Raw genomic sequence first — 10,677 nt, forward strand, 5'->3', positions numbered from 1 at the left:
GTTGTATTTGTTTTTTCACTAATCGCGCAGCCACAGATGCTACAACCGAAGGAGTCGTAGGCAGCGTCAGATGTGTATAAGAGACAGGTCGTACACCTCGTCGGCGAAGATCATCAGGCCGTGCTGGCGCGCGATCCCGATCAGGCCGAGCAGCAGTTCGTCCGAATACAGCGCGCCGGTCGGGTTGTTCGGGTTGATGACGACGAGCGCGCGCGTGTTCGGCGTGATTTTCGCGCGGATGTCGTCGAGGTCGGGCATCCAGCTATTCGACTCGTCGCAGATGTAGTGCACCGGCGTGCCGCCCGCGAGGCTCACGCCGGCGGTCCACAGCGGGTAGTCGGGTGCGGGCAGCAGCACTTCGTCGCCGTCGTTGAGCAAGGCCTGCAAGGCCATCACGATCAGCTCGGACGCGCCGTTGCCGATGTAGATGTCGTCGAGCTCGACGCCGTGCACGCCCTTTTGTAGCGTGTAGTGCATGATCGCCTTGCGCGCGGCGAACACGTCCCTCGAATCGGAGTAGCCCGACGAGCTGGGCAGGTTGAGGATCATGTCCTGAATGATCTCGTCCGGCGCATCGAAGCCGAACGGCGCCAGATTGCCGATGTTCAGCTTGATGATGCGGTGGCCCTCTTCTTCGAGCCGCTTCGCATGTTCGAGGACGGGCCCGCGAATGTCGTAGCAGACATTCAACAACTTGTTGGACTTGAGAATCGGTTTCACGACGGCCACCCTCATCCTAGATTAAAAATCTGGGTAAGCCCGCAACAAGCGGGGCCTGTGTCAAACAGCTGCAACTCCACGAGCTGAAGTCCATTGCCGCATTGCCAAGAACTTAGCATTCCACAAAAACATAACCAATTGACTTAGAGAAAGTCCTATTTTGCAGCGCGGCACTACCTCGCTGTCCTCCTTCATGACATCCACGACGGCTTCGCATAGCTGGGCCGTTCTGGTTGGCCTGTTTCAGCTGTTCTTCCAGTTCCCGGATGCGTTGCTCGGGCGTCAGCGGCTGTATGTTCACAGGCTGTTCCATGACCACTCCCTGGCGTGCATAAGCGCTGCCGCGCGAGTCCCGATGACCGTGCTTATGCAGCCACTTCAGTACGATCGAGGCACACAGGATGCCAATGCGACGCTGAGCCTGCAAATAACTGATCTCGCCTTTTTCCAACTGCTCGACTACCGACAGTTTAAAGGCGGGACTGCATTTCCGCTGTGTGCGCTTGATCCTCGATCCAGTTGACACTCCTTCCAATTGGTTGACAAAGTGTCAACCTGCGTCAGGACGGGTCACCTTCTTCTTTTGCCATGCGAGACCGCCTTTCTTCTTACCCCCCATTACTGCCTTCACTTCTCGAGAATTGAGGATTTGGTCGGCCGGACCCACCATGATTCCCGCCTCCAGTCACAGCCTCCCCCGGGGGTATCTTGCCGTCGCCCTCGATTGAACCCGAAGGCGCCTATACATCACCACACTGCCCAACGACCATGTCACGTTGCGATCCAATCTTAAGAGTCTAATTCGCGCGCAATGTTCAGCTAGGTCAGCGCCATAATCGGGCTCATCGTTCCTGCCCGACAACGCTGCGACGTGCTGTTCACAATCCGTGACGGTATCTTCTTCCAACCAAAATCCGCCCGTACCGCTTGACGGACCACATAGCCCGTTCGGACAAAAAATCTGACTCGCAAAACGCGTTCATATACGCTAAACTAGACTCACAGATTAAGGAGTGGTAGTTCAGTTGGTTAGAATACCGGCCTGTCACGCCGGGGGTCGCGGGTTCGAGTCCCGTCCACTCCGCCAACATCACCAAAGACGAACTTCTGTTCGTCTTTTTCTTTGGGCCATTGCGCCGCACGGACGCTCCTCGCGCCTTGAAGTTCATTGTGTTTTCTATACCGAATTACTAGGGAATCGTGGAGACTGGTTGGTCTAAGTTGGCGTCGGCGCAGCAGCAGAATTGCTTGGTTGCCGATAGAGGTTTGCCTCAGCTTCAGCGCGCGGGATATCGCTGATGAATTCCATCAATCGATGATGATCGAACCACGCCACCCATTCCAGCGTAGCCAATTCGACGGATCCACGAGTTTCCATAGAGTACGCCGATCAATCATTTCGGCCGGGTACAGGCCATTGCTCGTTTCGGCGACCGCATTGTCGTAATTGTCATCGTTCGGTCGACAGACAGTTCAATGCCTGCATCAGCCAGCTGGTCGCTATAGCGAATGCTGACGTATTGCGAGTCTCCGCCGGAGTAATAGGGTGGTGTCCCGTCATTGTCCAGATGGCGAGCGTACAGCGCCTGTTGATGGTTCAATGCAGGGCGTGTAGCGGACCCGTTTGCGGTACAAGGTCATTGAACGCCCGCGAACCTGGCGGGCAGCACGCCCCCCCCCAAACAGGGGGGGTTCAGCACACTCCACGCGGACTGACCGGTACTCAAAGTGCCTTCCTCTGTCCTGCGTGTATCCGCCGTGTCATCCGATCCGTTAATCGCTCGTCGTTTAAACGACGATGCGCAGCAGTCCGCAAGGATCGGTCTGCGCGTGCAAGCATGCAGACTATGGCATGTACCCACAGGTCACTATCGACGAAGTCGGGCTGATAAACGTTGCGTCACCCAACGTCTCCGTCATCCTTCAGCGTGAGCGACAATACCTTCATGACCAGTTCCTCATAGCCGATACCAATCGCGCGGGCAGCCTTCGGCGAGAGCGAATGATCTGTCATTCCCGGCGCCGTATTCACTTCAAGAAAGTACGGATTGCCCTCACCGTCCAACATGAAGTCGGCGCGGCCCCAGTCGCTGCAACCAAGCACTTCAAACGCGCGACGCGCGAGCGCCTTTAGGCGCGTCTCCTCTGACGATGCCAGTCCGCATGGAATCAGGTATTGGGTGGTGTCGGAGATGTACTTCGCGTCGTAGTCGTAGAACTCGCCCCCCGGCACGATGAGGATGATCGGCAAATCAAGGTCGCCGGCAATGCATGCAGTGTATTCACCGCCGCCTTCGATGCTCTTCTCGACCAGCACTATCGTGTCAAACTTTGCCGCGTGTGCAATCGCTGCAGATAGCTCTTTGGCCGCCTTCACCTTGATCACCGCGACGCTCGAGCCTTCGCTCGCCGGCTTCACGAAAAGCGGCAGGCCGAGTTGCGCGACGATCGCCCGCGCGCGCGCGTCGAAATCATCGCCGCGCATCACAATCTCGAACGGCGGCGTTGGAATGCCCAACTGCTGCCACACGAGTTTTGCGCGAAACTTGTCTAGCCCGAGTGCCGAACCGAGCACGCCGCTCCCCGTGTAACGAATGCCGTAGAAATCGAGTGCACCCTGAATCTGCCCGTTCTCGCCATAGCCGCCATGCAGCACGTTGAACGCGCGCGCGAAGCCCTCGTCCTTTAGAGCTGATAGCGCCCGTGCTGACGGGTCAAAAAGATGTACGTCAACACCTCCACCGCGCAAACCCTGCAGCACGAGACGGCCGGAATTGATCGACACTTCACGCTCGGCAGACACGCCGCCCGACAGCACCGCCACCTTGCCGAACCGTTTCGGATCGATACCACCCATCTCAGCCCCCTATTTCTGCGTGTGGCGAAGCCGCCGCCGCGAAAACCACGATCGTCGTAATCACCGCATTGCGAGCGCGCACTGCTACCGCGAGCGTCCCCAACACGGCCCCGTTCCCAACTACAACACGGCATTTGAGACGAGAATTGAGGCAGTGACGTTCAGCCGGAAATCAGGGAGTCAAAGCCCGAAACGCAGCGAACAACGAGCCACTCACCATTGCACCAGCTTACGAAAAAAGCCATCGAGAGTCCATTAGCACTCCACTCCAATCTCGCGAAGGCGCCCTGACCGAGATGCTTGCCTGACAAAACGCCTGCGGTCCTATCCGGACAACGCCCTGCCCTGTGACCCTTACGGGCAATGCTTCACCAGAGTTCGTACTTGCGCCGCGATTTACCGAACGTGCTTCGCATCAAGTTTTGCAAGCGCCATTCGAATTTCCTCCGCGGACTTTCTCTGGGCCAAAAGCGCCGCTGCGCGTTTCGCGTGTCTGGCGAGCAGGTGCCGTTGGGGCTCAGGAGCATAGGCGTAGATGTGATGCGGCCTGAAGCCCGCGCCGCGCAGGCGGCGGACGTAATACAACTGGCTGTAAAAAGGAACAATACGATCCTCTGGATCCGAGATCAGATAGATTTCCGGTAGTGGATCCTTGCGAATATGCCCGATTTCGTCGACTGGATCGTAATAACTCCGGGTGTCATAAAGTAGTCGGCCGGGAATTTGACGCCTGAATTCCCAGAACGCGGTAACCTGCTTCACGGAAACTAGGCCGGACGAAAAGACCGACGCCGAGATGTCCTGTCGCCTGTTCAAGAGCGCGGCGACGATCTGACCGCCAGCCGAATGTCCGGTCAGGATGAATGACCCGATGTTGTAACGCTCCTTGAGCATGTCTAGTGCTCGCTCCATCAGTTCAATCTCGCGGTGAGTACGCCGCATGTTATGGTCGCCAGAGGAGCCGTAAATACCCGGACGGGAAAGATAGACCGCAGGGAGGCCGGCATCAGCTGACCAGTCAGCCATCTCCTTGCCCAGTTCTGCAGGTGAAACAGACCGATAGGATTGCGTAATGTACCTGACTCCCTTCGTTGTTCTCAGCATGACATCGCCGCTGAAATAAACAAGGACGGTGGGATTCGCACCGCCGGAAAGCCCATGCGCATAGTATCGGATGCAATCTCCGTTGCCGTTGACTTCAACCCAGAGACTATCGGGCACCCGCGCGCAATGCTCCGGCGAGCTAAACGAACCGTTCAGGGCTTGCACCGCATCGAAGGGCTCGCCTCCCACAGGGATGTTGAGCTCTCCCGGCCGTGGATCCTCGAACGGCCCCAGTGTCGGCCGCCCCCCCAGACTGGGTTCGGCCACTCCCCAAATGCCAAAGGCGACAAACAGGAAACGCCGGAGTCTCCAGCGCAGAAGGTGCGATAAACGCCGAAAATCTCGGCCGAGCCATTGCATGAATAAGATTCCGTGAGGTTGTCCAGGATAAACAGAGACGATCAACGATCGTCATGCGCGCACACGATCGACCCGGCGCGGGTCCCCTTGGGGGAACCGCGCTGCCGTCGTGGGATCATTCAGTCATGCCTTACAGGCGGGATATCGCCTGCAAGCTTGGAGGAAGTCATACGGCCTGATTTTGCGCACACGCCTTCATCCACGCCACGATGTGGTGTATGCCAGTACTGTTGGAACCCTTGAGCAGCACCACATCCTCGTCGACAAGTTCTTCGTGAAGTGCTGATTTCAGTTCATCCAGGGAATTCGTGTGACGTCCACGGCGCGCGGCCGGCAATCGCTCCCAGAAATCGGTATAGAGATTGCCCATGACATAGACACGATCAATCGCACAACGCTCGACCACCGCGGCCAGGTCAGCATGAAGCACCGGCGCCTCTGGGCCGAGTTCCGCCATCTCGCCTAGCACAGCGACCCGTCTGCGGGCATGCTTCATGTCTCTCAAATGCTCCAGGGCCGCCTGCATCGATCCGGGATTGGCGTTGTAGGCATGATCGACGACAGTCAGGTGGCGCCCATCAAGCGTCAGCTCAAACTCCTCGCCCCGGCCGGAGAGCGCAGTAAAGCGTGCGATCCGTTCGAGCGCGGGCTCAAGCGGATACTTGAGCGCCAGAACGCCAGCGAGGACGGCCACGCTATTCAGTGCCATGTGCAAGCCAGCGGCCCCAATCGGGTAGGTGATATCGCGCCCTCTGATGCGGACAGTAACCGACTGCCGCGACGCATCATGGTCCACTAGCTGAAAGTCGCTCTCAGCAGTCGTGCCATAAGTGACGATTTTCAGATCCTGTTCCACGGCCGCCTGGTAGACGGTGTGCCACTCCAGCATGTCGCGATTGAGTATCACAATACTTCCCGCAGACATGCCACGGAAGATCATGCTCTTGGTCCGGGCGATGTCGGTGATTGTGCTGGTTTTGCCGAGGTGCGCAGGCTGGATATTGGTGAAAATGCTGATGTCCGGGCGAGCAATGAGCGCGCTCTTCCTCATGCTGCCCACGGCAACTTCCAGGACGACATGAGGGGTATCCCAATTGATTGACGCAAGATTCCAACTCAAACCGTGGGGGAGGTTTGCGTTGAACGCACTCGCCTCCGTCTGGCCGTAAGCCTTGAGGGCATCAGAGAGCATGGCCACGAGCGTAGTCTTGCCAGCGCTTCCCGTCACCGCGAGGACGGTGCCGCTCATCTGCTGGCGTGCGTAGGCTCCCATCGCAAGAATTGCCTCATCCGTATCTGCGACATGCAGGACCGGAAAATCGTCAAGTTGAGCCTGCACATCAGGATCGCTCGTGATGACGCCCACTGGACGCGTGCGCATCCGTCGAATAACAGGAACAGGAAGCCCCCGGTCGCCCTCACGGACTCGGGCGACCACGACGTTTCCGGCCTGCATGGCAGGCACGTAAATACAAAGGCCGTTCGCCGTCCACCCCGACGGCGGCGGTGTGAGCCATGTGCCCTGCGTGACCGACTGGATCACGGAGGCGCTCCACTCCCGCCCCGGCGTGGAAGATACTGACTGCTGCTGTCTGTTCAGATAGCTCAGATAGGCGACAAAACCGGACAGATAGTGCTCGACGTCGTCAATGCGGATCCGAAAGGCGTGGTGGCGGATGAAGAAGCTGCCGGTGATCTTGCCAGGATTCGCAAAGTACATGGCGAGTTCCGGCCAGAAATGACCATTCAGAAGGCGCTGTGCCCGCGCATGCAGTGCATGGAAGAATTTATCCAGATCAACCTCGGCGAGCAGGTGTTCCATTTCGGGCTGCTGCTGCAGGCGACTGATCATCTGCTCGGCAGCCGTCATCAGTTCAAGCAGGGTCGGAAATGTCGTGATCCTGCCGATCACGAAATCGAGGTAGCCGGCGAAATTCTGAATCCCGAACTTGTAATACGCTTCCAGTGGCTTGTGACGGGTCAGTTCGTTCACGCAATAGCTAAGCCAGTGGTCATGCGCTTTCCAGTGTTTCGCCTCGATGAAATGACCGAACGCCTTTTCTACGGCCGCAAGCCATCTTGCATCGCCAGTCAGGCCGTAAAGGCGCATCAGGCCGAAGGCCGCTTCGCCGTCGTAATAAATGATCCGGAATGCCTGTTTCACCGACAGATCCGGATAGTTCAGCACATGGCTGAACTTGCCGGTGTCCGCATCCTGCATGAAGAGGATGCCTGTCGCGAGCTGCTCAAGCAGATTCAGATATTCGCTCGAGCCGGTCAACTGGCTATATTTGACCAGCGCCAGCAGGCACACGCCGTTTCCACCCAGTTTGATTTCGGCCTGTGCGTCAACCAGAAACGCTGCCCGCGTGCCAGACGGCAAATCCACCGGCATGATGAGTTCGTTGACGAGATAGTGCAGGGCTGCGTCGATTGCTATCTTGAGGTCGTTATCCCGGGTCACCTCCCAGGCTTCGAGCATTGCATAGACCGAGCTCGCATGGCGCAGCGTGTTGTAGGTACTGATAGCGCGATCGAAGCAGGGATGCCAGCCATAATGAAAGCGTCCGCCTTGCTGTACCTGCCCGGCCAGATAGCGGCTGCCGGATGAGACGAGCGCCCGGACGTCTGCCGGCTCGAGATGTTCAATGACACGGCGGCCTGTATTCAGGCCAGTTCCGTGCAAAAGATGCACTTCCTGAGATTGCAGACTCGTGAACGCGCCGCGCGCCGAGAACGCATACACCTCCCGCGCGTCTGCAAAATCGACATTGGCAAGCTGGTGCCGGATGGCCGCATACCGTTCGAAGTTCTTCGTGTTGACAATGGCGTGTGGATATACCGCGCCACCATACAACATGGCATTGGCATTCAGTTCGGTCTCGAGGAAGGCATGCCGGAAACTGCTGTCCAGCGACAGGCCGGAACGGAAGTAGTTGCGTTTGGTCTGTTCGAGGCGGTCCCGCAGTGCTTTCCAGGTCGTACCCTCAACGTTTTCAACCCAGTCCACGCGAAGCCACTGGACAGCCACCTCGGTTGCGCCGGTAGCCTGCGTCGCCCGCTCCATGCCGACGTCCCACGCCTCGTCAAATGTCGGCGCCGTTGCGCTCACGACCTCGGCTCGCCGCTGCCCGTCGCTCCATGAAAAGAATAGAACGAAGGACGGCCAGGGCGCTGCCAGGGGATTGACCTGCGGTTCAACGACAGAGCGCAGTCGTGCAAACAGGGCAGGAAAATCTGTGGGAGTGAGCGTGGTGGGCGACATGGTTTTACTCTCGGGTAAGGGGAGGACAATACGTCTTCGGCCAGATTCCTGGCGACAATTGTTTCGTCTGGCAACGGACAATGAAATCTGACCGGAGACGATTGACTAATTCAGTATAGACATTTGGCGAACGACGCTTTTGCAGAGATTCGAGCCCGTACTCGAACGACCGAGCCCCCTTATTTCACCTTCCGGGGGTCAGTCGTGTATCGGCACAATCAGCGTTGCGCCTGCGGACGCGAGCTCCCTTCGCCACTGCTCGATGAACTCTCGTTTATGCGACCAGGACGCAAATGTGAACTCATTGAGCATCCTGTTAAAGAACTCCTGATCACTATCTTGCAACGCCGCATAAGCGAGCAATACATTGATTACAGGAATCGCTGGTTGTTTGACCATTCGCAACTCCGTATTTGAAGTTCTCGTCGTTTGCCTGTGGCGAAAGACAGATTAACGATACTAAGAGGTAGCGAAAATAAGCTTTCGAACTGTTGGCTTTTCTGGTTTGGTACTAACTTCCTGACTTGTTTTGCCTGGCAGGAAGCGATGCCTTCAGACGACGAGCCGTGTTTACTCATCGGACCACTTCTGCCTGCACGAGCACCGCGCAATCGACATCCGAGCTACTTTCCGATTCATTTCGCCACAGCTTCCTGGTGGGAACGCGACCTCTCCGATTCAGTAAGGTCGCGTGCCACAGGCGTCTGCGCCCGCCGTGCCATCAACCCTGGACGGCACAGGTTCACACGCACCACCACGCGGCGGTTTGGCACGATGCAGGCAATCTTCTGCTCCATTGTGCCGCTGCAATCCGTAACTACAGGATCGGAATTGCCCCCGCTTTCCGCTGCAATCTTCAACGTCGGAATTCACATTTCAATCAGCATCCGGCGAACCGTCATCGCACGCTGCTCGCCAAGTTTCTGCGCCGCTGCGTCCGAGCCGATCAGGTCCGCGTGACCAATCACCGTGACAGCTTCCAGCGATGCGTTCTCCGCGGGAATCTGCTCGGCAAGACGCGAAATCTCCGCCCGGCCTTTGCCGGTCATGTCCCGACTGCCAGACTTGCCAAAGGCGAACAGCGCGTCGTCCTTGAGCGCGTAGCTTCTTACCACGGCAGGTTGTGCCGCCGCATCAGGCTATACCACGGGGACTGACGGATAGTCACACGCCTGAACTGCCGATGCACGGGAAAGCACGTGCATTTGCGCGCGCATGCCCTGCAACTGGGTTTCGGCTTCGTTGCGCAACACGACTACCGGTGCGCCATTGCTGCCAACCGGCGCGACCTTAACGAAGTAGGTCATGCCGCCTTTCAGTTCAGCGCGGGATCCACCGGTGGTCTTGCCTTTGTACAGCGGTGCATCGTGGATGTAGGCGCCCAGCGTATGTTCGCCCGGCTTCACGCAGAAGATGCTGTACCCACCGGGCAGCAACGCGGTCTGCAGGTCGCCATCAACGTAGACGTCAGCGGCGGCCGAACGGCCCGCCCCTGCGGATGCGTCGCGATAGTAGACAATCTGCGCCTGCTGCGAGTTGACCTGGCCAACCGTCGCGTAGGTCTGGCCGAATATCTTGCCAGACTGTGTGCCAGCACCGGTCATCGGTCCGGCACCGGGCGCGCCTGCCTGGGTAGCCAGCTGCTGCTGGTTGGAGAAAGTGTGCTGTGCGACGGCGGGCAAGATGCCAGCCGTCAGGAGCAATGCGCCTGCGAGCGCACGCTTCAAGGTTTTATTGAAAGTCATGTTAGTTCACCAAAACGGTTCCCCGAACCGCGCGCTGCGGTTCAGGGGACCTAGTCAAATGATTGGTCAATTCCAGGGTCCGCGACGCAGGTCATGCGTCGCGGACCATCCGGAGTTCAGTGGTTAAGCAACGTGGTATCGACACCGTGCTGTACCAGCAGTTCGGCGTTCAGACCCGAGTGGTAGAAGACGTCATCCGCGTCCGCATCGGCGTCAGCATCCGCATCGGCGTCCGCATCGGCATCGGCATCCGCATCGGCATCGGCATCGGCATCCGCATCAGCGTCCGCATCAGCATCAGCATCAGCATCAGCATCAGCATCAGCATCAGCATCAGCGTCAGCATCGGCATCCGCATCAGCATCAGCATCGGCATCAGCATCAGCATCAGCATCCGCATCAGCATCCGCATCCGCATCGGCATCGGCATCCGCATCCGCATCAGCATCAGCATCAGCATCAGCATCAGCATCAGCCTCCGCCTCAGCATCAGCTCTAGTATCACCACCAGCTACAGTTTCAGACTGTGCATCTGACACAACACCAGCATCCGCCTCTACATGACCATCAGCTTAGTGCTGTACTCGAGTACACAACTACCGAAGACAGTCCAACTGTGTCGTACC

At 57.9% G+C, this 10,677-nt stretch carries 8 protein-coding genes, 1 tRNA gene and 2 pseudogenes; 2 read left to right on the top strand and 9 right to left on the bottom strand.

The window, feature by feature from the left end; all coding sequences use genetic code 11:
• Nucleotides 1–87: 87 nt before the first annotated feature.
• Both CI15_RS10100 and CI15_RS38235 read right to left on the bottom strand, forming a co-directional pair.
• Nucleotides 88–729: pseudogene (locus CI15_RS10100) on the bottom strand (aminotransferase class I/II-fold pyridoxal phosphate-dependent enzyme); the annotation flags it as partial.
• A 103-nt stretch (nt 730–832) separates the two neighbouring features.
• Nucleotides 833–1,171, bottom strand: coding sequence for a hypothetical protein (locus CI15_RS38235; protein WP_153041092.1), 339 nt, complete (start codon nt 1,169–1,171; stop codon nt 833–835).
• Nucleotides 1,172–1,730: 559 nt separating this feature from the next.
• Between CI15_RS38235 and CI15_RS10110 the strand changes: the two genes are divergently transcribed.
• Nucleotides 1,731–1,807 (top strand) — tRNA-Asp (locus CI15_RS10110).
• A 129-nt stretch (nt 1,808–1,936) separates the two neighbouring features.
• Here the strand turns inward: CI15_RS10110 and CI15_RS37665 are convergent.
• The 7 genes and pseudogenes from CI15_RS37665 to CI15_RS37675 all read right to left on the bottom strand — a co-directional run.
• A pseudogene (locus tag CI15_RS37665) lies at nt 1,937–2,312 on the bottom strand (IS3 family transposase); the annotation flags it as partial.
• A gap of 308 nt (nt 2,313–2,620) precedes the next feature.
• Nucleotides 2,621–3,577 carry a D-alanine--D-alanine ligase gene (locus CI15_RS10115; protein ID WP_062127228.1) on the bottom strand — a complete coding sequence of 319 codons (957 nt, stop codon included), beginning with the start codon at nt 3,575–3,577 and terminating at the stop codon, nt 2,621–2,623.
• A 396-nt stretch (nt 3,578–3,973) separates the two neighbouring features.
• Complete coding sequence (locus tag CI15_RS10120; RefSeq protein ID WP_062127231.1) at nt 3,974–5,041, bottom strand: alpha/beta hydrolase family protein; 1,068 nt, start codon at nt 5,039–5,041, stop codon at nt 3,974–3,976.
• 166 nt (nt 5,042–5,207) lie between these two features.
• Entirely contained in the window at nt 5,208–8,306 is a 3,099-nt protein-coding gene (locus CI15_RS10125; RefSeq protein ID WP_062127234.1) for a UDP-N-acetylmuramoyl-tripeptide--D-alanyl-D-alanine ligase, read from the bottom strand.
• A gap of 198 nt (nt 8,307–8,504) precedes the next feature.
• A complete protein-coding gene (locus CI15_RS10130) occupies nt 8,505–8,705 on the bottom strand; it encodes a hypothetical protein (RefSeq protein ID WP_062127237.1) in 201 nt (66 codons plus the stop codon).
• 470 nt (nt 8,706–9,175) lie between these two features.
• A complete protein-coding gene (locus tag CI15_RS37670) occupies nt 9,176–9,421 on the bottom strand; it encodes an OmpA family protein (RefSeq protein WP_277621029.1) in 246 nt (81 codons plus the stop codon).
• Between the two features lie 24 nt (nt 9,422–9,445).
• A complete protein-coding gene (locus tag CI15_RS37675) occupies nt 9,446–10,051 on the bottom strand; it encodes a hypothetical protein (protein ID WP_241495828.1) in 606 nt (201 codons plus the stop codon).
• A gap of 146 nt (nt 10,052–10,197) precedes the next feature.
• Here CI15_RS37675 and CI15_RS37510 point away from each other — a divergent pair, with 146 nt between their 5' ends.
• Nucleotides 10,198–10,587 (top strand): hypothetical protein, encoded by a 390-nt coding sequence (locus CI15_RS37510; protein ID WP_193790986.1) that lies wholly within the window; start codon nt 10,198–10,200, stop codon nt 10,585–10,587.
• The last annotated feature ends 90 nt before the right edge of the window (nt 10,588–10,677 follow it).

The sequence above is a fragment of the Paraburkholderia monticola genome (assembly GCF_001580545.1).
Taxonomy (GTDB): Bacteria; Pseudomonadota; Gammaproteobacteria; order Burkholderiales; family Burkholderiaceae; genus Paraburkholderia; species Paraburkholderia monticola.

Bases quoted from the DNA above. Each gene is read 5' to 3' on its own strand.
- CI15_RS10125 (WP_062127234.1), bottom strand. From the start codon at position 8,306: ATGTCGCCCACCACGCTCACTCCCACAGATTTTCCTGCCCTGTTTGCA.
- CI15_RS10115 (WP_062127228.1), bottom strand. From the start codon at position 3,577: ATGGGTGGTATCGATCCGAAACGGTTCGGCAAGGTGGCGGTGCTGTCG.
- CI15_RS10130 (WP_062127237.1), bottom strand. From the start codon at position 8,705: ATGGTCAAACAACCAGCGATTCCTGTAATCAATGTATTGCTCGCTTAT.
- CI15_RS37675 (WP_241495828.1), bottom strand. From the start codon at position 10,051: ATGACTTTCAATAAAACCTTGAAGCGTGCGCTCGCAGGCGCATTGCTC.
- CI15_RS10120 (WP_062127231.1), bottom strand. From the start codon at position 5,041: ATGCAATGGCTCGGCCGAGATTTTCGGCGTTTATCGCACCTTCTGCGC.